26 protein-coding genes are annotated in these 22,909 nt (G+C 69.4%); 16 read left to right on the top strand and 10 right to left on the bottom strand.

Features of this window, described 5'->3' with window-relative positions:
* Positions 1-906 carry an FAD:protein FMN transferase gene (locus tag AC3WLB_RS07285; RefSeq protein ID WP_492504594.1) on the top strand — a complete coding sequence of 302 codons (906 nt, stop codon included), beginning with the start codon at positions 1-3 and terminating at the stop codon, positions 904-906.
* A complete protein-coding gene (locus AC3WLB_RS07280; protein WP_492504592.1) occupies positions 903-2,414 on the top strand; it encodes an FAD-dependent oxidoreductase in 1,512 nt (503 codons plus the stop codon). The genes AC3WLB_RS07285 and AC3WLB_RS07280 overlap by 4 nt, the downstream gene beginning before the upstream one ends.
* 34 nt (positions 2,415-2,448) lie before the next feature.
* Here AC3WLB_RS07280 and AC3WLB_RS07275 read toward each other — a convergent pair whose 3' ends face one another.
* Positions 2,449-3,360: a DMT family transporter gene (locus AC3WLB_RS07275; RefSeq protein ID WP_492504590.1), complete on the bottom strand. Its 912-nt coding sequence runs from the start codon at positions 3,358-3,360 to the stop codon at positions 2,449-2,451.
* 45 nt (positions 3,361-3,405) lie between these two features.
* Positions 3,406-4,785 carry a cryptochrome/photolyase family protein gene (locus AC3WLB_RS07270; protein ID WP_492504588.1) on the bottom strand — a complete coding sequence of 460 codons (1,380 nt, stop codon included), beginning with the start codon at positions 4,783-4,785 and terminating at the stop codon, positions 3,406-3,408.
* Between the two features lie 87 nt (positions 4,786-4,872).
* Here AC3WLB_RS07270 and AC3WLB_RS07265 point away from each other — a divergent pair, with 87 nt between their 5' ends.
* Positions 4,873-5,787, top strand: coding sequence for a DMT family transporter (locus AC3WLB_RS07265; protein ID WP_492504586.1), 915 nt, complete (start codon positions 4,873-4,875; stop codon positions 5,785-5,787).
* Between the two features lie 3 nt (positions 5,788-5,790).
* Here AC3WLB_RS07265 and AC3WLB_RS07260 read toward each other — a convergent pair whose 3' ends face one another.
* Both AC3WLB_RS07260 and AC3WLB_RS07255 read right to left on the bottom strand, forming a co-directional pair.
* On the bottom strand, positions 5,791-6,234 hold the full coding sequence (locus AC3WLB_RS07260; RefSeq protein ID WP_492504584.1) for a MarR family winged helix-turn-helix transcriptional regulator: 444 nt from the start codon (positions 6,232-6,234) through the stop codon (positions 5,791-5,793).
* 60 nt (positions 6,235-6,294) lie between these two features.
* Positions 6,295-7,905 carry an amidohydrolase gene (locus AC3WLB_RS07255; RefSeq protein WP_492504582.1) on the bottom strand — a complete coding sequence of 537 codons (1,611 nt, stop codon included), beginning with the start codon at positions 7,903-7,905 and terminating at the stop codon, positions 6,295-6,297.
* Between the two features lie 44 nt (positions 7,906-7,949).
* Here AC3WLB_RS07255 and AC3WLB_RS07250 point away from each other — a divergent pair, with 44 nt between their 5' ends.
* The 3 genes from AC3WLB_RS07250 (at position 7,950) to AC3WLB_RS07240 (ending at position 10,793) form a co-directional block, all read left to right on the top strand.
* Positions 7,950-8,816 (top strand): NAD(P)H-binding protein, encoded by an 867-nt coding sequence (locus tag AC3WLB_RS07250; protein ID WP_492504580.1) that lies wholly within the window; start codon positions 7,950-7,952, stop codon positions 8,814-8,816.
* Positions 8,817-9,064: 248 nt separating this feature from the next.
* Positions 9,065-9,655, top strand: coding sequence for a YdeI/OmpD-associated family protein (locus AC3WLB_RS07245; protein ID WP_492504578.1), 591 nt, complete (start codon positions 9,065-9,067; stop codon positions 9,653-9,655).
* 94 nt (positions 9,656-9,749) lie between these two features.
* Positions 9,750-10,793: a cell wall-binding repeat-containing protein gene (locus AC3WLB_RS07240; RefSeq protein WP_492504576.1), complete on the top strand. Its 1,044-nt coding sequence runs from the start codon at positions 9,750-9,752 to the stop codon at positions 10,791-10,793.
* Between the two features lie 75 nt (positions 10,794-10,868).
* Here the strand turns inward: AC3WLB_RS07240 and AC3WLB_RS07235 are convergent, their stop codons facing one another.
* Entirely contained in the window at positions 10,869-11,567 is a 699-nt protein-coding gene (locus tag AC3WLB_RS07235) for a winged helix-turn-helix domain-containing protein (protein ID WP_022896917.1), read from the bottom strand.
* Between the two features lie 383 nt (positions 11,568-11,950).
* On the opposite strand from AC3WLB_RS07235, the gene AC3WLB_RS07230 reads away from it, so the two are divergent.
* On the top strand, positions 11,951-13,450 hold the full coding sequence (locus AC3WLB_RS07230) for an MFS transporter (RefSeq protein ID WP_492504573.1): 1,500 nt from the start codon (positions 11,951-11,953) through the stop codon (positions 13,448-13,450).
* A gap of 10 nt (positions 13,451-13,460) precedes the next feature.
* Here the strand turns inward: AC3WLB_RS07230 and upp are convergent, their stop codons facing one another.
* On the bottom strand, positions 13,461-14,093 hold the full coding sequence (gene upp / locus AC3WLB_RS07225) for a uracil phosphoribosyltransferase (RefSeq protein WP_022896915.1): 633 nt from the start codon (positions 14,091-14,093) through the stop codon (positions 13,461-13,463).
* 129 nt (positions 14,094-14,222) lie between these two features.
* Between upp and tadA the strand changes: the two genes are divergently transcribed.
* Positions 14,223-14,678 (top strand): tRNA adenosine(34) deaminase TadA, encoded by a 456-nt coding sequence (gene tadA, locus AC3WLB_RS07220; RefSeq protein ID WP_022896914.1) that lies wholly within the window; start codon positions 14,223-14,225, stop codon positions 14,676-14,678.
* Positions 14,679-14,687: 9 nt separating this feature from the next.
* Here tadA and AC3WLB_RS07215 read toward each other — a convergent pair whose 3' ends face one another.
* Positions 14,688-15,650, bottom strand: coding sequence for a cation diffusion facilitator family transporter (locus tag AC3WLB_RS07215; protein ID WP_492504571.1), 963 nt, complete (start codon positions 15,648-15,650; stop codon positions 14,688-14,690).
* A gap of 89 nt (positions 15,651-15,739) precedes the next feature.
* Between AC3WLB_RS07215 and proC the strand changes: the two genes are divergently transcribed.
* Positions 15,740-16,588 (top strand): pyrroline-5-carboxylate reductase, encoded by an 849-nt coding sequence (gene proC, locus AC3WLB_RS07210; RefSeq protein ID WP_492504569.1) that lies wholly within the window; start codon positions 15,740-15,742, stop codon positions 16,586-16,588.
* 44 nt (positions 16,589-16,632) lie between these two features.
* Here proC and AC3WLB_RS07205 read toward each other — a convergent pair whose 3' ends face one another.
* Both AC3WLB_RS07205 and AC3WLB_RS07200 read right to left on the bottom strand, forming a co-directional pair.
* Positions 16,633-17,304 carry a potassium channel family protein gene (locus AC3WLB_RS07205; RefSeq protein ID WP_492504567.1) on the bottom strand — a complete coding sequence of 224 codons (672 nt, stop codon included), beginning with the start codon at positions 17,302-17,304 and terminating at the stop codon, positions 16,633-16,635.
* Positions 17,297-18,781, bottom strand: a complete 1,485-nt coding sequence (locus AC3WLB_RS07200) for a potassium transporter TrkG (RefSeq protein ID WP_022896910.1) — start codon at positions 18,779-18,781, stop codon at positions 17,297-17,299. The genes AC3WLB_RS07205 and AC3WLB_RS07200 overlap by 8 nt, the downstream gene beginning before the upstream one ends.
* A gap of 122 nt (positions 18,782-18,903) precedes the next feature.
* Here AC3WLB_RS07200 and AC3WLB_RS07195 point away from each other — a divergent pair, with 122 nt between their 5' ends.
* The 7 genes from AC3WLB_RS07195 (at position 18,904) to AC3WLB_RS07165 (ending at position 21,350) form a co-directional block, all read left to right on the top strand.
* A complete protein-coding gene (locus tag AC3WLB_RS07195; protein ID WP_031282892.1) occupies positions 18,904-19,365 on the top strand; it encodes an ArsR/SmtB family transcription factor in 462 nt (153 codons plus the stop codon).
* A gap of 87 nt (positions 19,366-19,452) precedes the next feature.
* Entirely contained in the window at positions 19,453-19,647 is a 195-nt protein-coding gene (locus AC3WLB_RS07190; protein ID WP_034336767.1) for a helix-turn-helix domain-containing protein, read from the top strand.
* 83 nt (positions 19,648-19,730) lie between these two features.
* Positions 19,731-19,829, top strand: coding sequence for a 30S ribosomal protein bS22 (locus tag AC3WLB_RS07185; RefSeq protein ID WP_003792170.1), 99 nt, complete (start codon positions 19,731-19,733; stop codon positions 19,827-19,829).
* A gap of 95 nt (positions 19,830-19,924) precedes the next feature.
* Positions 19,925-20,236, top strand: a complete 312-nt coding sequence (locus AC3WLB_RS07180; RefSeq protein ID WP_492504562.1) for a hypothetical protein — start codon at positions 19,925-19,927, stop codon at positions 20,234-20,236.
* Between the two features lie 20 nt (positions 20,237-20,256).
* A complete protein-coding gene (locus AC3WLB_RS07175; protein WP_492504560.1) occupies positions 20,257-20,532 on the top strand; it encodes a glutaredoxin family protein in 276 nt (91 codons plus the stop codon).
* Positions 20,529-20,828 (top strand): Dabb family protein, encoded by a 300-nt coding sequence (locus tag AC3WLB_RS07170; protein WP_022896907.1) that lies wholly within the window; start codon positions 20,529-20,531, stop codon positions 20,826-20,828. The genes AC3WLB_RS07175 and AC3WLB_RS07170 overlap by 4 nt, the downstream gene beginning before the upstream one ends.
* 21 nt (positions 20,829-20,849) lie before the next feature.
* Positions 20,850-21,350 carry a GNAT family N-acetyltransferase gene (locus tag AC3WLB_RS07165; protein ID WP_492504557.1) on the top strand — a complete coding sequence of 167 codons (501 nt, stop codon included), beginning with the start codon at positions 20,850-20,852 and terminating at the stop codon, positions 21,348-21,350.
* Positions 21,351-21,416: 66 nt separating this feature from the next.
* Here the strand turns inward: AC3WLB_RS07165 and aspS are convergent, their stop codons facing one another.
* Entirely contained in the window at positions 21,417-22,736 is a 1,320-nt protein-coding gene (gene aspS / locus AC3WLB_RS07160; protein ID WP_492504555.1) for an aspartate--tRNA(Asn) ligase, read from the bottom strand.
* Positions 22,737-22,909: the final 173 nt, after the last annotated feature.

Here is a 22,909-nt window from a genome sequence, read left to right as displayed (position 1 = left end):
ATGACCGGCTCCGCGCCCACCTCGGGGCACGCGCAGTTCGACTTCGAGGCGATCGGCACGCGCTGGCAGATCGAGACGCCCGAACCGCTGGCGCACGACGTGCGCCGTGCCGTCCTCGACCGCGTCGAGGCGTTCGACGCGAGCTACTCGCGCTTCCGGGCCGACTCGCTCGTGACCGCGGTGGCCGAGCATCCGGGCCGCTACGAGTTCCCCGACGACGCACCCGAGTTGTTCTCGCTCTACGACCGCCTGGCCGCGGCGACCGACGGCGCCGTCGACCCGCTCGTAGGGCGGGAGCTCGAGTTGCTCGGCTACGACCGCGACTACTCACTGCGGCCCGCGGCGGTGTCGGCGGATGCGGCACCGGATGCCCGTGCCCGGCCCACGTGGAATGCCGACGTCGCCCGCGACGGCCGCACCCTCACGACGCGCCGGCCCGTCGTCATCGACGTCGGGGCCGCCGGCAAGGGCTATCTGGTCGACCTGGTGGCGGGCGTGCTGCGGGAGCACGGCGTCGACTGCTACGTCGTCGACGCCAGTGGCGACCTGGTGCATGCGGGGCCGGAGCCGATCCGCGTCGGTCTCGAGCATCCGTTCGCCGCCGGCCAGGCGATCGGCGTGGCCGAGGTGCAGAACACTGCGCTCTGCGCCTCTGCGAGCAATCGCCGGCGGTGGGGTGACGGACTGCACCACATCCTGGACGCCCGCACCGGCAGCCCGGCCCGTGAGGTCGTGGCCACGTGGGTGGTGGCGGCCGACACGGCCCTCGCCGACGGCCTCGCGACCGCCCTGTTCTTCACGGGTGCCCACCGTCTCGCCGAGACATTCCATTTCAGCTATGTGCGCTTCTACGCCGACGGTCGCGCCGAGCGTTCGCGCGATTTCCAAGGAGAGCTGTTCGTATGAGATCCCGACTCGACACCGTGCTCGGGCGTGTCACGATGTACCGCCTGATGGTCGTCGTGCTCGGGGCGATCGCGCTGATCGCGGTCGTCGCGAGCGCCCTGGGGCAGTTGTTCTACACGCCGCTGCAGCTGCTGCTCAGCGTCGTCGTCGCACTCGTGGCCACGATGGTGTCGGGCTGGGTGTTCGGGCTGCTGTTCCGCACCCGGGCGCACCTCGAGTCATCCGTCATCACCGGGCTCCTCGTCTTCATGGTGTTCCTGCCCACCGCCGACCCCGCGGGTCTGCTGCTGATCGCGCTGAGCGGGGTGGTGGCGTCGGCGTCGAAGTACCTGCTGGCCATCCGGGGGCGGCACGTGCTCAACCCGGTGGCGGCCGCGGCGGTGATCATGACGCTCTCGACGCTGAACATCGCCGGGTGGTGGGTGGCGAACCCGGTGCTGCTGCCGTTCGTTGCGGTCGGTGCGCTGATCGTGCTCTACCGCACCCGCAAACTCACGATCGGGCTGAGCTTCGTGGTGCTCGCGACCGTCATCATCACCGTGCGCCTGGTCGACCTCGGGCAGTCGGTGCCCGATGCGCTGTGGCTCGCACTCAGCTCGTTCCCCACCGTGTTCCTGGCCGGGTTCATGCTGAGTGAGCCGCTCACCCTGCCACCGCGCCGGTGGCAGCAGCTGTTGGTGGCCGGTGTCGTTGCGGTGCTGTTCGGCATTCCGTACCAGTTCGGGCCGGTGTACTCCTCGCCCGAGATCGCGCTGGTGGTGGGCAACGTGGTGGCCTTCGCGTTCGGTCAGCGACGCGCGGTGCGCCTGCGCTTCGTCGGCAGCCGCGACCTGAGCCCCACGAGCGCCGCGTTCGACTTCGAGCCGGTGCGCCCGGTGGGCTTCCGGCCCGGGCAGTACCTCGAGTTGACCGTCCCGCACCGCGGTGTCGACAGCCGGGGTGCGCGACGGATGTTCAGCATCGCGTCGCCCGCCGACGACCCGTCGCGGCTGAGCATCGGCATCAAGCTCAGCCAGCCGTCGAGCTCGTTCAAGCGCGCGCTGGCGACCCTCGAGCCCGGGGCGGTCGTCCGCTCCACCTGGGTCGGTGGCGACTTCCTGCTGCCGGCCGACCCTGGCGTGCCGCTCCTGTTCGCGGCCGGCGGCATCGGGATCACGCCGTTCGTGAGCCAGCTCGCCGATCGCGCGCGCGGCGTCGGCCGGCCGGTCGACGTGGTGCTGGTCTACTCGGTCACCTCGGCCGACGAACTGGTCTATGCCGACGAGCTCGTGGCAGCGGGCATCCGGGTGCTCGTGAGTGCACCGTCGGAACCGGGCGACCTGCCGCCGGGCTGGGAGTACCTCGGCCCGGGCCGGGTCACGTCGGCGGCGCTCGCGGCGGCCGTGCCCGACCTGCGCGGCCGTCGCGCCTACGTCTCGGGCCCGCCGGGGTTCGTCGACCACGTCGCGCACGAACTGCGCCGCGCGGGAGCCCGCTCGGTGCGCCGCGACGCCTTCTCGGGATACTGACCCCTGGCGACCCGCGTCCCTCCTCGCGAGGAGGTCAGTCGAGGGCCGCGGCCTCCTCGGGGCCCGCGGGCGCGGGCGGAGTGGGGGAGCGGCGGCGCAGCGTCACGAGGTACGAGCCCGCGAGCACGACCGCGAAACCCACGAGCGTCCACACCGTCACCCGTTCGCCGAGCACCAGGGCGCCCGCGGCGATGGCCACCGCCGGGTTCACGTAGGTGATCGTCGTCGCCTTCACCGGGCCGATCTCGCCGACCAGCGCCAGCATGAGGATGAACGCGAGGGCACTGCAGACCACAGCGAGCACCACGATCGACCCGATCACGGATGCGGACGGCCACGCCGACGGCCAGGCGCCGGTGAACAGCACGAACGGCACGTAGACCACCGCCGTGATGGCGAGCGAGAGCGAGACCACGCCCACGCCCGGGAGGTCGGACATCCAGCGCGCGAGGATCGCCGGGCCGACCGCGTACCCGACCACCACGACCGCCATCTCGGCCACCCCGATGAGGTCGGAACCCGCGAGATCGAAGCCCACGAGCACGGCCACGCCCGCCATGCCGGCCACGAGGCCCAGCCAGTTGAGGAGCGACAGCTTCTCGGGCCGGCCCAGCACGAACGCCACCGCGACCCCCGCCAACGGCACGGTCGCGAGCAGCAACCCCGCCGTCGAGCTCGGAATGCGCTGTTCGGCCGAGCTCAGGAAGTACCACGGCAGGATGATCTCGGCCACCGTGTAGGCCAGCAGCGGCTTCCACCGCCGGAGCACCGTGCCGACCTCGCGGCGGAAGAAGGCGAGGGGCAGCAGCAGGATCGCGGCGAGCCCTGCCCGTGCGAGCACCACCATCGCCGGGTCGAGCTCACCGACCGCGACCTTGATGAAGAGGTAGGGGATGCCCCACGCGATTCCGAGCGCGGCGAAGAGGAACAGGCCACGTCTGGTCATCCACCCATTGTGCACCGCGCCGGTGCATCGCCCGGCGGAACCGGGTCAGCGGATCGTGGCATAGGCGTCGAGGGCCGCGCGCCGCGATTCGGCGAGGTCGACCATGGGCTCGGGGTACGCATCCGTTCCCGCTTCCGGTACGTAGCGCTGGATGTACGAACCGTGCCGGTCGAACTTCGACGCCTGCAACTCGGGGTTGAAGACGCGGAAGTAGGGTGCGGCATCCGGGCCCGATCCGGCCACCCACTGCCAGTTGAGGGCGTTCGACGCGGGGTCGGCGTCGACCAGGGTGTCCCAGAACCAGGCCTCGCCCACCCGCCAGTCGACCCGCAGGTTCTTCACCAGGAACGACGCAACCACCATGCGCACCCGGTTGTGCATGACACCGGTCTGCCAGAGCTCGCGCATGCCCGCATCGACGAGCGGGATGCCCGTTCGGCCCTGCTGCCAGCGCTCGAGCTCGTCGCTGCTCGGTTCGGCCCAGGGGAACCGGTCGAACTCGGGCCGCATGTTCTCGCTCGTGATCGTCGGCAGGTGATAGAGCAGGTGGTACGCGAACTCGCGCCAGACCAACTGGCGGAGAAAAGCGGATGCGCCCTTCGCGTCACCCGGAACGCGCGCCCGGTGCTGCTCCACCGCGTGCCACACCTCGAACGGGCTGACGTCGCCGAAGCGGAGGTGCGGCGAGAGCCCCGAGGTGGCGTCTTCGGCGGGGAAGTCCTGCTCATCGACATAGTCGCCGATGGCGCTCCGGAGGAAGGAGCGGAGCCGCTCGTGGGCGCCCGCCGCGCCCGGCTGCCAGCGCTCGCGGAGGCCGCTCGCCCAATCGGGGCGGGTGGGGAGCAACGCCCAGTCGGTGAGGTCGTCGGAGTCGAGGCGGCGGTGGTGCAGCTCGGCACCGGCGGCGGTAGCGGTCGGTGCGGGCAGCGGATGCCGCGGCGGCGGCCCCGAGGTCACCGAGCGCCAGAACGGGGTGAAGACCTTGTAGTACCCGCCCTGCCCGGTGAGAACGGTCCAGGGCTCGAACAGCACGCTCGCCTGGAGGCTCTCGACAGTGAGGCCGGCGTCGCGGAGCGACGACTTCAGCGCCGCATCGAGGGTGCGTTCGGCTTCGCCGTAGCGGCGGTTCCAGAACACGGCGGTGGCGCCGACTTCCTCGACGACCGCACCGACCACGCGCTCGGCCGGGCCGCGCCGCAGCGTCAGCCGCAACCCGAGTTCGTCGAGCTCGGCGGCCAGCGCGGTCAGGCTCCCGTGCAGGAACCAGCGCGAGGCCGCGCCGATGGGCCGGATGCCCGCACTCTCGTCGTCGAGCACGAACAGGCACACGATGGGGTCGCCGCGCCGGACGGCGGCCGTGAGGGCCGGGTTGTCGCGTACCCGCAGGTCGTCGCGGAACCAGACGATGCTCGTGCCCTCGCTCATGCCCCCATTCAACACCGGACCGCCGACACCCGCCCCGGAGTGCGCACTCGGTATCGTGGGGCGGGTGGCGAGCGGGCGGAGCGACGAGTGAGCCGGCGACCCGTGGTGGTGGCCACGCTCTCGCTGCTCGCGGCGGCGCTGTTCTGGGCGGGCAACTACGTCGTGGGCGCTGCCGCGGTGGCCGCGCTCGACCCGCTCAGTCTCGTGCTGCTGCGCTGGGCCTTCGCCGCGGTGCCGCTGCTCGTGCTCGCACAGCTGATCGAGCGGCCGCGCTGGCGCGACGTCGTGCGCGCGTGGCCCTGGCTCGTGGCGTTGAGCGCGACCGGCGTCATCGCCTACACACTGCTCCTCTACACCGCGCTGCAGTACACCGACGCCTTCAACGCCTCGCTCATCAACGCCTTCAACCCCGCACTCATCAGCGTCGCGGCCGTGCTCTTCCTCCGCGAGCGGCTCGGGGCGAGCGGTGTCGTCGGCATCCTGCTGGCCCTCGTCGGCGTGCTGATCGTGCTGACCCGCGGCTCGTTCGCGGGCTTCTTCGACGGCGGCTTCGGTCTCGGCGACGTCTTCATGGTCGGCGCGATCGTGGCCTGGACGGCATACACGATCCTCGGCCGCAGAGCACCCCGCATCCCGCCCATCACCGCGACGGCGGTGCAGGCCGTGATCGCGGTCGTCGTGCTCACGCCCGTCTCGCTCGCCACCGGTGGTCCGGCGCTGCCCGGCTCGCCGAGCGTGTGGGGCGCGCTCGCCTTCATCGTGGTGTTTCCCTCGGTGCTGTCGTACCTGCTCTGGAACCGCGCCCTCGGCGTCATCCCGCCCGCGCGGGCCGGAGTGTTCCTCAACCTCATCACCGTGTTCACCGCCGTGCTGACCCTGCTGCTCGGCCAGCCGTTCACCCTGGCGCAGGTGGTCGGCGGCGTCATCGTGCTGGGCGGCGTCGCCCTGGCGAACCTCCAGGCCTTCCGCACTCCGAAGCCGCCGCCCGCGCCCGCGCCGTAAGGTCTACTTCGCCGCGACGCCCTCGCGCAGCTTGTCGCAGAGGCGGGCGAGCTCGTCGAGCTCCTCGGGCGAGAGGTGCCCGGTCATGTGCGCCGTGATCGACTCGGCGTGGATGACCGCCGCCTGCCGGTAGACCTGCACACCGTGCGGGGTCAACGCCACCAGCGTGCCACGTCCGTCGTTCGGGTCGTCCTTCTTCTCCACGATGCCCCGCGCCACCAGGCGGTCGACCAGACGGCTGATGCTCGGCTGCGTGAGCAGCACCTTCTCGCCGAGATCGCGGATGCGCAGCATCTTGCGCGGCTGGATGAACAGGTTGAACATCACGTCGTACTCGTTCAGCGACACGATGCCGGTGGGGAACTCCGCCGCCAGCTGCCGCATCACCGTCACCTGGGCGCGGAACAGCGACTCCCAAGCGGCGACGGGGGAGACCTCCGGTGGCATGCCTGCTCCAGACATTCGAGACGGTGAATCGTGGAAGTTCATTGTGCCACGCGGCGCCCGCTACGCCACGTACACCCGCTCGCCCGCCAGATAGGTGGCGAGCACGCGCAGCTCGGGCAGGGCATCCGGTGCCACCGTGTACGGGTCGGCCGAGAGCACGACGAGGTCGGCCAGTTTGCCCACCTCGAGGCTGCCGACCTCGTGCTCCGAGAACAGCTGCCAGGCTGCGTCGAGGGTCTCGGCTCGGATGGCCTCGTCGAGGGTGACCCCGTCGGCGCCGGGGAGACGGCGCCCGGAGCGGGTGGTGCGCGTCATCCCCACTGCCAGGTTGCGCAACGGCTCGGCGGGGGTGACCGTGCCGTCGTTGTGGAAGGAGACCCGCAGCCCCGCGTCGAGAGCCGCCCGCGCGTTCGCCCACGGGCCGCCGTGCTCGGGGCCGAACAGCTCGTCGACGAGCACGTCGCCCCAGTAGTACACGTGGTCGATGAGGATGCTCACGGTCGCCCCGAGCGCCGTCGCCCGCGCGAACTGCGCCGGCGACATGGCCCCGACGTGCTCCATGCGCAACCGGTGGTCGGCGCGCGGATGCCGCTCGAGCAACGCCTCCCAGCAGTCGAGCACGCGGTCGACCGCGCGGTCGCCGTGCACATGGCAGGCGAGCTGCCAGCCGTCGGGGAAGTAGCGTTCGACGACCTCGTCGAGCTGCTCGCGCGTGTAGTTGGCCGAGCCGTGCGACCCCGGCTCGACGCCGATCGAACGGGTGCCCGCGGTGTCGAGGTAGGGGAAGGAGATGAGGATGTTCCCCACCCACGGCGACCCGTCGGCCCAGGTCTTCACGCCCACCTGGCGCACCAGCTCGTCGCCGTTCTGCAGGGGGACGGATGCGGTGACCCCCGGCCCCGACATCTCGTAAAGCCGCAGCCGCGCGGTCAGTCCGCCGGCTGCGCGAGCCGCGTCGAGGGCGGGCCGCTTCCGTGCGTCCCAGCTCATGTCGCTCACCGTGGTGATGCCGACGGCGTTCAGCGACGCGAGGTACCCGCCGAGCAGATCGGGCAGCTCGTGCTCCGCGGCCGCCAGCGTGCCGCCGAGTAGGGCCAGCACCGCGCCGACCTCGAAGCCCTTGCCGGTGAGCTCGCCCGCGGCATCCTTCTCCCAGTGCGCACCCACCGGATCGGGGGTGTTGCGGGTGATGCCGGCGCGCCGGGCGGCCGCGGTGTTGAAGTAGGCGACGTGCCCGGAGTTGTGCAGGATGACGACCGGCGTCGACCCCGCGAGCTCGTCGAGCTGCTGGATGGTCGGATCGGCGAGTCCGGTTTGGAGGAGGCCGTCCCAGCCGTTGAAGACGACGCCGTCGGGGCGGGCGGCGATGCCGTCGTGGAGCGCCTGCATCACCTCGGCGGCGGTGGCGAGCACGACCGGGCGGATGTCGACCATGACATGGCTCAGCACGATCGCGGCGTCGCTCGGGTGCCCGTGCGCCTCGACGAAGCCGGGGAGAAGGGCGGCGTCGCCCAGGTCGACGACCTGCGCATCCGCCGCTGCCCGGCCGCGGAGCTCGGTGGCGTCGCCGACGGCCGCGATCCGTCCGTCGCGGACGAGCAGCGCCTCGGCGCGGGGCCGGCTCTCGTCGACCGTGATGATGGTGCCGACGAACAGCGTCTCGGAGCTCATGCCGCCACTGTAGCGGCGGTGGCACCCCGATACGCTGGTGCGCGATGTCGAATCCGGATGTGCTGCCCACCGATCCGTCGATCCTCGTCACCGGCGCATCCGGCCGGTTGGGCGGAGCCGTGCTCGACCTGCTCGCGTCGACGGTGCCGGTGGGCAGGCTGCACGCGCTCGTGCGCGGGGCGGATGCTCGCGCCCGTCTCGGCGCGCGGGGGATCGATGCGCGGATCGGCGACTACGACGACGCCGCGTCGCTCGAGGAGGCGTTCCGCGGGATCGACCGGCTCGTGTTCGTCTCGAGCCCGGCGCTCGACCCTGCCGTGCGACTGCCGCAGCACCGGGCCGTCCTGGCGGCCGCGCGGGCCGCGGGAGTCGGCCTTGTCGTCTACACGAGCGCCTTCGGAGCGGCGCACGACCTCGGTCATGCCGGCACCGAGGCGCTGCTCGAGGCCGAGTTCGGTGCGCCTGCCGGCACGGAGCGGTCGTCGATCGTGCTGCGGAACGGCTTCTACACGGAGCCGTTCGTGCAGCGAGCGGTGGCGGATGCGCGCAGTGGCGCGATTCTGTCGGCGGCGGGTGCGGGGGTGCTGGCCACCGCATCTGTTCGCGATCTGGCGGAGGCGGCGGCTCGCGTCGTCGTCGCGCCGCCTGCGTCCAAACGGGTGTGGGAGCTGCGCGGCCGTGGCTGGACGTACTCCGAGCTCGCGCGCGTGATCGGGGCGGAACTGGGTCGCGCCGTCGAGTTGCGTGAGGTGTCTCCGGAGGAGGTCGGCGCACTCGGTGTGCTGCACGCGCTCGCGGCCCGCGGGGTGCTCGCGGCGGAGAGTGACGACCTGAGCGCATTGCTGGGCCGGGAGCCACGGGATGTGGCGGCGGTGGTGCGCGAGGAGCCGTTCAGGGACTCATCGCGTTAAATGATTGAGGGCCCGTCGTAGAGGCTAACGACGGGCCCTCTCCCTTGCACCAAGAGTGTCCTGCAATCACATTCCGCGGTAGTTGCCACAGCAAACAACTAACGCTCTATGAATATATAACGGTCTGGTAACGGAGCGCTAGTTATCAAAACGTTATTTTTCTGAGAATTTGCTGTGTGCCTCGAACGGGGGTGATCGGCGGGCGCGATGTCGTACGGATCGCGCTGCACGCGCTCTACCATGGGTGCATGGCCGAGCAGGCGCCAGCGCGCGAACCGATCCGCTTCGAGGCGGCCGTGTGCGTGGTCGGTGACCGTCGCATCCTGAGGCTGCCGCCCGAGGCGAGCGCGGCGCTGCCGTCGCGCGGACAGGTCGCGGTGGTGGGGCTCGTGAACGGTCATCCGGTCGAGACCGTGCTGGAGCCCGACGGGATGCGCGGGCACTGGCTCGCACTCGACCCCGCCTCCACCGGGCCGTCGGCCGGATCGTCGGGGGGATCGTCGGCCGGGCCGCTCACTGCGATCGGGGCGGAGGAGGTCGTGAGCGTCGAGCTCGTTCGACGGGAGGACTGGCCGGAGCCTCAGGTGCCGTCCGCCTTCAGCTCCGCGCTCGCCGAGGCGCCCGCGGCAGAGGACACCTGGGCCGACATCACGCCGATGGCCCGCTGGGAGTGGGTGCGCTGGGTCGACGCCACGAAGAACCCAGAGACACGAAACCGCCGGATCGAGGTGAGCATGTCGAAGCTCGGCAAGGGCATGCGGCGGCCGTGCTGCTTCGATCTGGCGTCGTGCACCGACCCCGAGCTCTCCAAGAACGGCAAGTTGCTCGGTCTGAGCTGAGCCCGCACCGCACCGCCCGCAATTGGCGTCCATGACCGTGAGACGTTGCTCGGACCACCTTGTGCACCACAGGGATGACTACTAACCTGCAAAAATGAAAATAAATCAGGTCATGGCGTTGCGGCAGTTGCGAGCGCTTGGGCTGTGCCTGACGTTGTCGGTCTCCGCGGCGCTCGGTCTTGGCCACGCTGGGGACGTGTCGCCAGACCCAGTCGACGCCCAACTCTCGCAGGTCCACGTATCGCGTATTGGCGGCGCGGATCGCTTCGACGTAGCGGTCAACGTGGCACGGCGGATGTTCCCGGCACAAGCTCGGCAAATCTACATAGCATCGGGCGCGAACTTTCCCGATGCGTTGAGCGTTGGGTCAGCGGCCATGCACTGGCGCGAGCCGCTCTTGATCGTCATGCCAGATCGGATACCGCCCGCCGTCGCGGACGAGATCAAACGGCTGAAACCGGCGGTCGTCAAGGTCGCGGGAGGCGAGCGCTCGGTTTCTGCTGCTGTGATGAGCGAGTTGCAAGCACTTGTTCCAGGTGTTCGGCTCATTCGACTCGGAGGTATGGATCGATACGAGGTAAGTCGGGCAGTTTCGCGCGATGGGTTCTCTCGCGCAGATTCCCCGATCATCGTCACAGGGTCGACGTTTGCTGATGCGCTGTCCTCCGGGCCGGCTGCGGGCCAGGATCTCAATCCGGTGGTGCTCGTCGATGGGCATGCATCCTCCATCGACTCGGAAACCGTTGAACTGCTCAAGGATCTTGAGTCGTCGTCGGTCCGTATCGTGGGAGGGCGAGACTCGGTGTCCGATTCGATCGCCACCATGCTCTCCGCGACGCGCAAAGTGACCCGCTTTGCGGGTGCCGACCGCTTCGAAGCATCGGTCGCCGTGAACAAAGCGTCGTTCACTACCTCCGACACGGTGTTCTTAGCGACCGGTTCGTCGTTTGCCGATGCACTGACCGGCGGAGTTCTCGCCGGCAGCGTCAACGCACCGCTTTATGTCGTGCCGTCGAATTGCGTTCCACAAGCAGTGCTGGCTGAGATTCAGCGCCTTGGGGCCACGAACGTTGTGCTTCTCGGCGGAGAAGCATCCCTGAGTCCGTCCGTATTCGACCTCATACCGTGCGCGTCCTGATCTGGACCGAATCCGGCAACCCTGGAACGACGGCGATTGCCAGTGCGGTGGCTCCCCGCTGAAGCGGCTCTGAGCTCAGAAGAGGTCGGGGCTGGGGGTGGAGGTGTGGCGCACCGAGACGTCGGCGTGGCGGTCGAAGCGGTAGCCGACACCGCGCACGGTGCGCACGATGTCTTCGTAGTCGCCGAGCTTCGAGCGCAGGCGTCGCACGTGCACGTCGATGGTGCGCTCGTTCGGCACCTCGTCGTCGCCCGCGCTCCAGAGGGCGCTGATGAGCTCGGCGCGCTCGATGGTGCGGCCCTCGCGCAGCACCAGGTACTGCAGCAGCTCGAACTCCTTGTAGGTGAGGTTCGCGGTGGCGTTGTCGAGGAGCACGCGCTTGCGGCTGAGGTCGACGACGACGCCGTCGCGGGCGCGGTCCTGCTCGTCGGGAACGTGACGGTGCTTCGCGAGCGCAGTCGGGTCCTGCAGTGCGAGACGCACCACGTCGACGTCGCGGCCGCCGGCGCCGCGGGGCGCGAGAGCGACGGCCGCATAGGTCTCCGAGGAGGGCGCGAGCTGCGCGGCGAGGGCTTTCAGCGCCTCGACGATGCGGCCGAGGTCGGTGCCGTCGGCGGCAGCCTTGTCTTCGTCGATGCCGACGTAGAGCACGAAGCCGCGGGCTTCGGTGCCCTCGGGCACGGCGCGGATGCGGGGAGCGGCCGGAGCGGCGTCTTCGACGCGGCTGATCGGCGTGACGGTGGCGGGGCGGGAATCGAGGTGAGCGATCGACATGAGTGTTGTCCTAGCGGCGGTGGCCCGGCTACGGGCGATGGCCCTCACGGAACGGGCCGGTGAATGTCAGCTGCGGACTGCGATGAGAGTCCGGGTGGGCATCGGATGCTTCCTGATGCGGAGCGCCATCACCGTGAACTCAGCGAGATGAAGCTGAGACGGGAGGAAGCGCTCGACGAGATCGTCTCGTTAGCGACACATTCGACAACACATGACGACGCCGCCGGCCATCATCATGCCGGCATCCCCGCGGGCCTCAAAGGAGGTCTGGGTGTGCACGTTGTCAGTCATAGACAGAAGCTAACCTGATGCGCGCAGCCCTTGTCAAGCGCAGATTCCTTGCTCGCTGCGCCAGATCGTTGCTCGCGGTCTAGGTTGGGAGCATGGCAACGCCCTCTTCGTCGCCCGCAGTGACGGGTCGCGCGCGATGGCAGGCATTCGCTGTCTGCGTCGGCGTGGCGGCGCTCACCATCCTCGATCTGTCGAAGGTGAACGTCGGACTGCCCTCGATCGAGAAGTCGCTCGGGGCCGGCTCCACCGAACTGCAGATCATCGTCGCCGGCTACGCCCTCGCCTTCGGGCTGGCGCTCGTGCCCTCGGGCCGGCTCGGCGACCTCTACTCCCGCAAGGTCATGTTCGTGGTGGGCCTCAGCGCGTTCACGGTGGCGAGTGCCCTGTGCGCGCTGGCGCCGAACATCCAGGTGCTGCTGATCGCCCGCATCCTGCAGGGGGTGGCCGCCGGTGTGCAGATGCCGCAGGTGCTCGGGCTCGTGCAGCAGCTCTTCCAGGGCGAGGAGCGCGGCCGGGCGTTCGGGCTGTTCGGCGCGACCATCGGCGTGGCGACCGCCTTCGGGCCGACGCTCGGGGGCCTCCTGATCGCCGTGGGCGGCGACGCCGACGGCTGGCGTCTGCTGTTCTGGATGAACGTCCCGCTCGGCGTCATCGCGCTCGCCTTCGCGCTCTGGCTGCTGCCTCGCACGCAACCCCGTCAGGAGGGCGCGCGAAACCTCGACCTCATCGGCATCCTGCTGCTCGGGGTCGCCGTCTTCAGTTTCATGCTGCCGTTCGTGCTCACCACGGGAGGCCCCGACGACAGCCCGTGGCGCTGGCTGTGGCTTGCCGGATGCGCGGCCGCGGTCATCCTCTTCGTCATGTGGGAGCGCCGATACGCGGCGGCGGGGAAGTCGCCCGCCATCCACTTCTCGCTCTTCGCGCTCGGGTCGTACCGCAACGGACTGCTGCTCGCGACGGCGTACTTCGCCGCCATCCCGGCGATCTTCCTCCTGACCACGTTGTTCCTGCAGGAGGGCCTGGGGTTCGCGCCGGTGTTCGCGGGAATGGTGAGCATCTCGTTCGCACTCACGTCCGCCGTCGCATCGCTGATCGGCGGCCGGCTCGTGGGCCGGTACGGGCGGGCGCTCGTGGTGCTGGGGCTCGTGATCGCGTTCTGCGGGTTCGTGCTGGTGCTGCTGGCCGCCGTGCTGCCGCCGGCGGACTGGTCGATCTGGCTGATGGCCGCGGCCATGGCGGTGGCGGGGGCCGGTGGCGGGCTCGTCATCTCGCCGAACCAGACGCTGACCCTCGCTGAGATCCCGGTGACCGAGGGCGGCGTCGCGGGCTCGATGGCGCAGGTCGGGCAGCGCGTGGGCACGGCGGTGGGAGTGGCGGCCGCGTCGTCGATCTTCTTCTCGACGCTCTACCGCGAAGGGCCCGGCAATCCGGACAACCTCGCGGTGTACCACGACGGCTTCCGCAACGCCTTCTTCGTGACGCTGGGCCTCATCCTGGTCGCACTCGCGATCGGCTTGGTCGACCTGGTGCGCCGCCACCGACGAGACGCGGACGCCACCGAGGAAGCGAGCGTCGCCGGGGCCGCCGGCTAGACCGTGCCGGCTAGACCGTGCCGTAGAGGCGGTCTCCCGCGTCGCCGAGGCCGGGCACGATGTACCCCTTCTCGTTGAGGCGCTCGTCGAGGGCGCCGAGCACGAGCGTGACGTCCCGCCCCTCGGTGGCCTTCTCGATGGCCGCGACGCCCTCGGGCGCTCCGAGCAGGCAGATGGCCGTGACGTCCTGCGCCCCGCGCTTGAAGAGGAACTCGATCGCGGCACTCAGCGAGCCACCGGTGGCCAGCATCGGGTCGAGCACGAAGCACTGGCGGTCGGAGAGGTCGTCGGGCAGCCGCTCGGCATAGGTGGTGGGTTCGAGGGTTTCTTCGTTGCGCACCATGCCGAGAAACCCGACCTCGGCGCTCGGCACGAGCTTCACCATGCCTTCGAGCATGCCGAGACCGGCGCGCAGGATCGGCACGACGAGTGGGCGGGGCGACCCAATGGTCACCCCCGTCGTCTCGGCCACCGGGGTCTGGATGGTGACGGGCTCCACCCGCACGTTCCGCGTCGCCTCGTAGGCGAGCAGGGTCACCAGTTCTTCGGCGAGCGAGCGGAACGTGGGCGACGGCGTGTTCACGTCACGCAGAACCGTCAGCTTGTGGGTGATGAGCGGGTGATCGGCAACGTGTACTCGCATACGGCCAATCTACTGGACGCGACCGCCCCTGCCGCAGGACGATATAACCTGTCGCTGTCGACGAGAGGATGCGCTGTGGCTGGTTCGTCACTCACCCCACTTCCGGCAACAGGCGTTCTCGCCGCCTGGATGGGACAGGCGCTCGATGAGGCCCGGGCGGCGCTCGAGACGGACGACGTGCCGGTGGGCGCGGTCGTGGTCGACGGTTCGGGCGCGATCATCGGCGTCGGGCGCAACGAACGCGAACTGCGCCAGGATCCCACGGCGCACGCCGAAGTCGTCGCCATCCGCCAGGCGGCCTGGAAACTCGACGACTGGCACCTCACCGACGCGACTCTCGTCGTGACCCTCGAGCCGTGCATCATGTGCGCCGGGGCGATCCTCGCCGCACGCATCCCCCGCGTGGTCTTCGGCGCCTGGGACGACAAGGCGGGAGCGGCGGGCTCGGTCTACGACGTGCTGCGCGACCGGCGGCTGAACCACAGCGTGGAAGTCGTGGCGGGCATCGAGGCCGACGCCTGCGGCGAGCTGCTCACCACCTTCTTCCGCGACGGCCGCTGGGGCGGGGCGCGCGGCGCGCGCTGACGTTCGCGCCTAGTCCGCGCTCTTGATGACGATCGCCTCGGTGGTCGTCTCGAGCGCGACCGGCGGAACGTAGACGTCGGGCTCGATGTAGATGACGCGGGCGATCGGCACCGCGGTGCGGATGTTCTCCTCCACCACGTTGATGGTGTCGGCAACGTCGCGCAGCTCGCTCTCCGGCGGCAGAGCGATCTTGGCGGCCACCAGCAGCTCGTCGGGCCCGAGGTAGAGCGTCTTCATGTGGATGACTCGGTCGACGCTCGGCGTCCCCTCGATCGCCCGGACGATCGAGGCCGTGTCGGTCTCACTCGCCCCTTCGCCCACGAGCAGGCTCTTCGTCTCCATGCCGAGCACCACGGCGACCGCCACCAGCAGCGCTCCGATGAAGAGCGTGCCGATGCCGTCCCACACCCCGTCGCCCGTGATCACGGTGAGCACCACGCCGAGGAACGCGAACGCGAGGCCGAGCAGCGCCGCGGTGTCTTCGAGCAGCACCACGGGCAGCTCGGGCGCCTTGGCCCTCCGCACGAACTGCACCCAGCTCTGCTTGCCGCGCGAGGGGTTGCTCTCCCGCACCGCGGTGCGCAACGAGAAGCCTTCGAGCCCCATCGCGATCACCAGCACCACGATGGGCAGCCACGCGTTCTCGAGCGGATGCGGTTCGCGCAGCTTCTCGATGCCCTCGTAGATGGAGAACACCCCGCCGACCGAAAACAGGATGATCGAGACCACGAAGGCGTACACGTAGCGCTCGCGGCCGTAGCCGAACGGATGCTCCTTGTCGGCCTTCTTCTTCGCCTGGCGCCCCCCGAGCAGCAGGAGCAGCTGGTTGCCCGAATCGGCCACCGAGTGCACGCCCTCCGCGAGCATCGAGGAGGAGCCCGAGAAGAAGAAGGCGATGAACTTCGTGAGCGCAATCCCGAGGTTGGCGCCCAACGCCGCGAAGATCGCCTTGCTGCCGCCCGATGTGCTCACGTCGTCTCCCGTTTCATCCGATGCCGCCGACTCGGCCTGCCCGCTCGGGCTGCCCACTCTGCTGCTGCGGCCAATCCTAGGATGGACCCGTGACTGCTGCCGAAACCACCCAGCTCCCCTCGATCGCCCTGCTCGGCGCCGGCTCGATGGGCCGTGCCGTGCTCAGCGGGCTGCTCGCGCCGACCGTCGAGGTGGAGGGCGGCATCCGGGTCACCAACCGCTCCGCCGAGCGCGCGGCGGAGTTCGCCGACACCCCGGGCGTCACAGCGTTCGCCACCGCCGACGACCCCGACGCCAACCGCCACGCCGTGGCGGGCGCTGCGATCGTGATCGTGGCCGTGAAGCCCGCCATGGTTCCCGACTTGCTCGACGAGATCGCGTCGTCGCTCGAGCCGGGCGCCATCGTCGTGAGCGTCGCTGCCGGCGTCACGGTGGCCACCTTCGAGGCCCATCTGCCCGAGAACGTCGCGGTGCTGCGTTCCATGCCGAATACACCCGCCGTGGTGGGCCGGGCGGTCACGGGCCTCTCGGCGGGCACCCGCTCGAGCGCGGCCGATCTCGCGCTCGTGCGCTCGCTGTTCGAGACGGCGGGGACGGTGGTCGAGGTTCCGGAATCACAGCTCGATGCTCTCAGCACCATCTCCGGTTCCGGGCCCGCCTACGTGTTTCTGTTGATAGAAGCGCTGACCGAGGCGGCTGTGGAAAAAGGATTCACCGCCGAGCAGGCGGCCGAGCTGGTGAACGGGACCTTCGCCGGCGCAGCCGAACTCCTCGTGGCATCGGGCAAGACGCCGACCGAGCTGCGCATCCAGGTCACGAGCCCCAAGGGCACCACCGAGCGCGCCCTCGCCGTGCTGCAGGACGCCGATCTGCCGGGACTCTTCACCCGCGCGACGGATGCCGCCCTCGCCCGCGCCCGGGAACTCGCCGCCGGCTAGACGAAGCGACCGGCACCTCGACCGGCCCTGCGAACGTCCCGGAATCAGTTCCCGAGCGCCGCGAAGGTCTCGATGTCGGACGACTTCCCCGACACGATGATGAGGTCGTGGTTCGACACCACCGTCGTCTCGGTGGCGTAGGTGAAGGGCTTGCCGGGACTCTTCACGCCCACCACTGTCACGTGGTACTTCGAGCGCACCCCCGACTCGGTGAGGTTGAGCCCGCGGATCGGCTTCGGCGGGTACATCTTCACCAGGGCGAAGTCGTCGTCGAACTCGATGAAGTCGAGCATCCGCCCCGACACCAGGTGCGCGACGCGCTCGCCTGCCTCCGCCTCGGGATAGATCACGTGGTTGGCCCCGATCCGCTCGAGGATCTTGCCGTGCGAGCGCGAGATCGCCTTCGCCCAGATCTGTGGCACCTTGAGGTCGACGAGGTTCGCGGTGATGAGCACGGACGCCTCGATCGACGAGCCGACCGCGACCACGGCGATCTGGAACTCCGACGCCCCGATCTGCCGCAGCGCCTCCACGTTCTTCGCGTCGGCTTGCACGGTGTGCGTCACCCGCTCCGACCACTTCTGCACGAGCCGCTCGTCCTCGTCGATCGCGAGCACCTCGCGGCCCAGCCGGTCGAGTTCGCCGGCCGTCGCGGCACCGAAGCGCCCGAGGCCGATCACGAGCACCGGGGCGTCGTGTTTGATGCGGTCAACCAACGATGGGCCTCTCTTCCGGGCGCTTGTAGAGCTGCTGCCGCTGGCTGGCGGCCAGGGCGGCGGCGAGAGTCACTGTACCAACGCGCCCGAAGAACATGGTGGCCGCCATGATGAACACTCCGGGGTCGGGCAGGGAAGCGGTGAGCCCGGTGGTGAGACCCGAGGTGGCGAAGGCCGAGATGACGTCGAAGAGCACGAAGTCGAGCGGAGCCTTCGAGATCTGCAGGATGAGGATGCTCGCCACCGCCACCGTCGTCGCCCCCCAGAGCACCACCGACACACCCAAGCGCAGGACGTCGCTGGGGATGCGCCGGCTGAACGCCTCCATCTCCTGGTTTCCGCGAGCTTCGGCGAAGGCGGCCAGGAAGAGCACGGCCAGGGTCGTCACCTTGATGCCGCCGGCGGTCGACGCGGAGCCGCCGCCGATGAACATGAGCATGTCGGTCACGAGCAGACTCGAACCGTTGAGATCCGGGATGTTGATGGTCGAGAATCCGCCCGAACGGGTCATCACCGACAGGAAGAAGCTCTGGAAGACGGTGTCTCCGGCGCCGAGCGACCCGAACGTCTTCGGGTTGTCGAACTCGAGGATGATGTAGAGCGCGGCCCCGAACACGATGAGCAGCGCGCTCGTGACGAGCGTCAGCTTCACGTGCACGGACCAGCGGGGTGGCCGATTCGCCTTGTGGTGCTTGCGGCGCAGCTTCCAGCCCTTGAGGCTGCGGGAGAGGGTGTAGATGATCGGGAAGCCGATCGAGCCGAGGAACACCCCGATCATGAGGATCGTGAGAAAGAAGTAGTCGTTCGCGAACGGGGTGAGCCCCTCGGCATTCGGCACGAACCCGGTGTTGGTGAACGCCATCGCCGAGTAGTAGAAGCTGAACCACACGGCTTCGCCGAACGGGATGCCGTCGATGAGCATCCGCGGCAGCAGGAGGATCGCCAGCGCCGCCTCGATCACGAGGGCACTGATGGCGACCGTGGCCAGCAGCGAACCGATCTCGCCGAGCCGCACCGCCTGCCCCTCGGCGACCGGGCCGTGGTGCATCCGGAGCGGGTTGGTGTCGCTGGCCGCGATGAGCCGGGCGCGCAGACCGAGGCGCCGGGAGATCACGAGACCCAGGATGCTCGCCAGGGTCAGCACGCCGAGCGCGCCGATCTGCACACCGATGAAGATGACGACGTGGCCGAACACCGACCAGTGGGTGGCCATGTCGACCGTGGCGAGCCCGGTCACGCAGATGACCGAGACGGCGGTGAAGAGGGAGTCGGCCAGCCCCGTGGCGCGGCCGGTGGCGCTGGAGATCGGCAGCGAGAAGAGCACGGTGAAGATGAGCACCAACGCCGCGAAGATGAGGATCGCGAAGCGCGAGGGCGAGCGTTCGGAGAACTCGCGGAGCGCGGAGCGAGCGCGGCCGAACCAGGTGCGGCTCTGGTGCAGCGGGCTGCGGGCGATCGCGGTGCTGCGGATGCTCATCCCTGATCCTCGCTGCGAGAGGGCTTTCGAGTGCCTTCCGGGTGCCCTCGAGTCGCCCCTGTGAACGCTGCAATGCTACCCGGGGTGGCGCGGATGCGGGGGCGCACCACTAGCCTGGACGCATGGCCGACATCTTCTCAGTGATCGCTGACCCCACCCGGCGTCAGCTGCTGTCGTTGTTGCTCGAACGCTACGTCTCTGCCGACAGCGCGAGCGCATCCGGTGCCGGCGAAGGGGAGTTCAGTGTGTCGGAGCTGGTGGCCCAGCTCGAGCTCTCGCAGCCCACCGTCTCCAAGCACCTCAAAGTGCTGCGGGATGCCGGGCTCGTGGTGGTGCGCGAGGAGGGGCAGCACCGCTTCTACAAGATCGACGTGTCGCCGCTGGAGGATGTGGAGGACTGGATCATCCCGTTCCTCTCCGCCGACTTCGACGACTCGGCCGCCGACGAGCTCTGGGAGAACGCGTCGGATGCGGTGAAGTCGGCCGCCGCGACCTTCGGCCAGAACGTGGGTCGCCGCGCCGCCGCCACCTCGCACGCGGTGAAGTCGGTGGCCGACGACCTGGTCTCGAAGCTCCGCCGCTGACCCTGTCGAGACACCCGCGGGAGCGGATGGCTGGGGCCCGTGGGACTGCTGTTGCCGGTGAGGCCGCCGAACCGCTATGGTTTCGCCATGGCTGCGGACCTGGATGACGTGAAGTTCCTCACGGTCGCCGAGGTGGCCGAGATGATGCGGGTCTCCAAGATGACCGTCTACCGTCTCGTGCACTCGGGCGAGCTTCCGGCGATCCGTTTCGGCCGCTCCTTCCGCGTGCCCGAGTCGGCCGTGGCTCACGCGGTGGCGAACCACGTCGCCGATTCGGCCTGAGAGTAGCTGGTACACTTCTCCGAGGCCCTTTCGGCCGGCCGCCGGTTTTGGCGCGGCCATCCCTGTCTACGTGTGAGGTTCGTGTGGGTTCCGTAATCAAGAAGCGTCGCAAGCGCATGGCGAAGAAGAAGCACCGCAAGCTGCTTCGCAAGACCCGCCACCAGCGTCGCAACAAGAAGTAGCGCCAGGCTTTCGTCTCGCCGCTACGCGAGCAGAGCGCCGGACTTCGGTCTGGCGCTTTTTGCTGTGCCCGCCGGCGTGGCGTTGAATGACTGATGTGGCTTCGGAGCAGCTGTACTGCGCGACCCTCATCGTTCGCGATGCGGTGACGAAGCTCGACGCGCTCGCGATCGTCGCGCTCGCCCTCGATCGCCCGGTGTCCGGCGCCGGAACGGTTCGGCCACAGATCCTGCTCCCGACCGGGGCGAGCGTCGAGATCGAGATCCCGAAGTTCGGCGAGCCCCCGCCCCTCGCGATCGACGTCTACTCGACGGTGAGCGACGATCACGCCAAGCTCAGCGCCCTGATGGTGCTGAGCGCCCTGGAGGAGTCGACGGCCTGGACGGTGAAGCCCGACTTCGTGCTCTGAGCGGTCGCTAGGCTGGGAGCGTGCCCGTCTCCCTCACCCTCATCGGCAAGCCGGGATGTCATCTCTGCGACGATGCCCGCGGTGTCATCCGCGAGGTGCTCGAAGACCTGGCTGCCGACGCCGCCGTGCCCACGCCGGCCGTCGAGGTGACGGAGCTGTCGATCCTCGACAACCCCGCCCTCCTGGACGAGTTCGCCGAGGAGATCCCGGTCGTCATGATCGACGGCCGCGTGCACACCATCTGGCGGGTCGAACCGGCCCGTCTCCGAACCGCCCTTCTGGAGGCAGCCGAATGATCCGTCACGTCGTCGCATGGAAGCTCGCCGCGACCGAACCCGAGCAGAAGGCGGCCGACGCCGCCGAGATCGCCCGTCTGCTCTCGGGTCTCGTCGGGGTCGTGCCCTCGATCTCCGCCCTCGACGTGGGGCCGAACATGGCGTACTTCGACGCGAACTGGGATGCCGTGCTCGTCGCCGACTTCGCCACTCTCGCCGACCTCGACGCCTACCAGACGCATCCGGCCCATCTTGAGGTCGTGCCGCAGATCCGCGCGCTCGTCGCGCAGCGTGCCTCGGTCGACATCGAGGTCTGACCGACGGGCCGCTCCGGCGCGATGGCGCCACCCTTCGAGCTCCGGCGATGCGCGCCTGCTGATTACCGGGCGATCCTCGACTGGATTCCCGATGCGGATGCGCTCTACCTGTTCACGGGAGACCGCCTCACCTGGCCGCTCACCTTGGCGCAACTCGCCTCCTTCGCCGAGACGCCGCGCTGGAGCGACTGGACGCTTGTGGCGGTAGCCGACCCGGACGAGCCGCTCGGCCACGTCGAACTCGCGTTCGTCGACGCCCCGGACGGGCGCCCCACCGTGCGGATCTCGCGGGTGCTCGTCTCGCCGGCGCAGAGGGGTCGTGGCCTGGGCCGGCACCTCGCCGCGCTCGCGGTGGCGAAAGCGCGCGAGCTCGGCGCGGCACGGGCGGAACTCGCGGTGATCGCCGGCAACGAGCCGGCCGAGCGCATCTACGCCGGGCTGGGGTTCACGCCATCCGCTCGGCCGCCGGCCCGCCCCGACGTTCGCGAACTGGCGCTCGACCTGCTCGAGAGCGACCGGTAACTACGCAAATGAAGAGGACCGACCCCGTATACGGCATCGGTCCTCTTCATTTGCGCAGTTACGCGCCTACGGCAGCAGGCGGGTGGGGCCGCGGAAGAGGTACACGACCTCGCGCAGGTTCGACTGGTGCAGCATCAGCATGAGCACGCGCGAGAGCCCCATGCCGAATCCGCCGTGCGGCGGCACACCGTAGCGGAAGAAATCGAGGTAGAACCCGAGTTCTTCGGGGTCGAGCCCCTTCTCGCGTGCCTGCTCGATGAGCACCTCCACGCGGTGTTCGCGCTGCGCACCGGTCGAGATCTCGACGCCGTTGTAGACGAGGTCGTAGCTGTTGGTGATGGTCTCGTCGGCCGCGTTCCGCATGTGGTAGAACGGCCGGATGCTCGACGCGTAGTCGGTGAGGAAGACGAAGTCGTGGCCGTAGGTCTCCTTGACGTAGGCCGCGATCTGGCGTTCGCCCTCCGGGTCCATGTCGTCGTCCTCGCGCGGCACGACATAGCCGCGAGACGCCACGATCTCCTTGGCCTCGGCGAGCGGGATGCGCGGGAACGGCGTCGTCGGCACCTCGATGTCGACGCCGAACAGCTCCTTGATCTCTTCGCCGTGCTTCTCCTTCACCGCGGTGAAGCCGGCGACCATGAGCTCTTCGTGCAGCTGCATGACGTCTTCGTGCGAGGAGATCCAGGAGATCTCGGCGTCGACCGAGGTGAACTCGGTGGCGTGCCGGCTCGTGAACGACGGGTCGGCGCGGAACGCGGGCCCCACCTCGAACACCTTGCCGAACCCGGCCGGCTGCGCCATCTGTTTGAAGAACTGCGGGCTCTGCGAGAGATAGGCCTTGGTGTCGAAGTACTCCACCTCGAACAGCTCGGCGCGTGATTCGCTCGCCGACGCCATGAGCTTCGGGGTGTGGATCTCGATGAAGTCGTGCTCGACCCAGTAGGTGCGCCAGGCGTGCTCGAGGGTGGTCTGCACCCGGAAGATGAGGTTCTGCTCGGGGCGGCGCAGGTCGAGGAAGCGCCAGTCCATGCGCTTGTCGATGCCGGAGTCGGCCGCGATCGGCGTCTCGGGGATGGCGGCCGTCTCGACCACGAGCGTCGCGACCTTCACCTCGATGCCGCCGAGTTTCACGCGCTCGTCGTGCTTGAGCTCGCCGGTGACGGTGATGAAGGAGCCCTGGGCGAGCGCGGAGATGCTGGCGGCGGTCTCCGCCGTCTCGTCGTTCACTGGGTTGACCAGCTGAACGGCGCCCGACTCGTCGCGCAGCACCACGAACTGCACGCGCTTCTGATCCCGCACCGTCTCGACCCAGCCGGAGACGGCGACGGGCCCATCGGACAGGGCGGCGAGGTTCTTGACGAGGGTGCGTTCGGTGCGTTCGGTCACGGGAGACGAGTCTACTCGCGGGGTGCGGTGCCGGTCAGACCGGCCCGGCCTCAGGACTTGCGGGTGGGGACGCGGCGGTAGCCGTCGACGCGCATGGCGGCGATGGTGGCGACGATTCCGGCGGTGGCGACGGCGGCGAATACGGAGAGCGTGATGATGGTCATGAGTGAGCC

It is taken from the genome of Herbiconiux sp. FW305-C-125 (assembly GCF_058783455.1).
Note: the sequence above shows the minus strand (reverse complement) of the source record. Positions and strands in the feature narration are given on the sequence as shown.

Coding starts and splice junctions, on each gene's coding strand:
- AC3WLB_RS07285 (WP_492504594.1), top strand. CDS start 1: ATGACCGGCTCCGCGCCCACCTCGGGGCACGCGCAGTTCGACTTCGAG.
- AC3WLB_RS07280 (WP_492504592.1), top strand. CDS start 903: ATGAGATCCCGACTCGACACCGTGCTCGGGCGTGTCACGATGTACCGC.
- AC3WLB_RS07275 (WP_492504590.1), bottom strand. CDS start 3,360: ATGACCAGACGTGGCCTGTTCCTCTTCGCCGCGCTCGGAATCGCGTGG.
- AC3WLB_RS07270 (WP_492504588.1), bottom strand. CDS start 4,785: ATGAGCGAGGGCACGAGCATCGTCTGGTTCCGCGACGACCTGCGGGTA.
- AC3WLB_RS07260 (WP_492504584.1), bottom strand. CDS start 6,234: ATGCCACCGGAGGTCTCCCCCGTCGCCGCTTGGGAGTCGCTGTTCCGC.
- AC3WLB_RS07255 (WP_492504582.1), bottom strand. CDS start 7,905: ATGAGCTCCGAGACGCTGTTCGTCGGCACCATCATCACGGTCGACGAG.
- AC3WLB_RS07250 (WP_492504580.1), top strand. CDS start 7,950: ATGTCGAATCCGGATGTGCTGCCCACCGATCCGTCGATCCTCGTCACC.
- AC3WLB_RS07245 (WP_492504578.1), top strand. CDS start 9,065: ATGGCCGAGCAGGCGCCAGCGCGCGAACCGATCCGCTTCGAGGCGGCC.
- AC3WLB_RS07240 (WP_492504576.1), top strand. CDS start 9,750: ATGAAAATAAATCAGGTCATGGCGTTGCGGCAGTTGCGAGCGCTTGGG.
- AC3WLB_RS07235 (WP_022896917.1), bottom strand. CDS start 11,567: ATGTCGATCGCTCACCTCGATTCCCGCCCCGCCACCGTCACGCCGATC.
- AC3WLB_RS07230 (WP_492504573.1), top strand. CDS start 11,951: ATGGCAACGCCCTCTTCGTCGCCCGCAGTGACGGGTCGCGCGCGATGG.
- upp (WP_022896915.1), bottom strand. CDS start 14,093: ATGCGAGTACACGTTGCCGATCACCCGCTCATCACCCACAAGCTGACG.
- tadA (WP_022896914.1), top strand. CDS start 14,223: ATGGGACAGGCGCTCGATGAGGCCCGGGCGGCGCTCGAGACGGACGAC.
- AC3WLB_RS07200 (WP_022896910.1), bottom strand. CDS start 18,781: ATGAGCATCCGCAGCACCGCGATCGCCCGCAGCCCGCTGCACCAGAGC.
- AC3WLB_RS07195 (WP_031282892.1), top strand. CDS start 18,904: ATGGCCGACATCTTCTCAGTGATCGCTGACCCCACCCGGCGTCAGCTG.
- AC3WLB_RS07190 (WP_034336767.1), top strand. CDS start 19,453: ATGGCTGCGGACCTGGATGACGTGAAGTTCCTCACGGTCGCCGAGGTG.
- AC3WLB_RS07170 (WP_022896907.1), top strand. CDS start 20,529: ATGATCCGTCACGTCGTCGCATGGAAGCTCGCCGCGACCGAACCCGAG.
- AC3WLB_RS07165 (WP_492504557.1), top strand. CDS start 20,850: ATGGCGCCACCCTTCGAGCTCCGGCGATGCGCGCCTGCTGATTACCGG.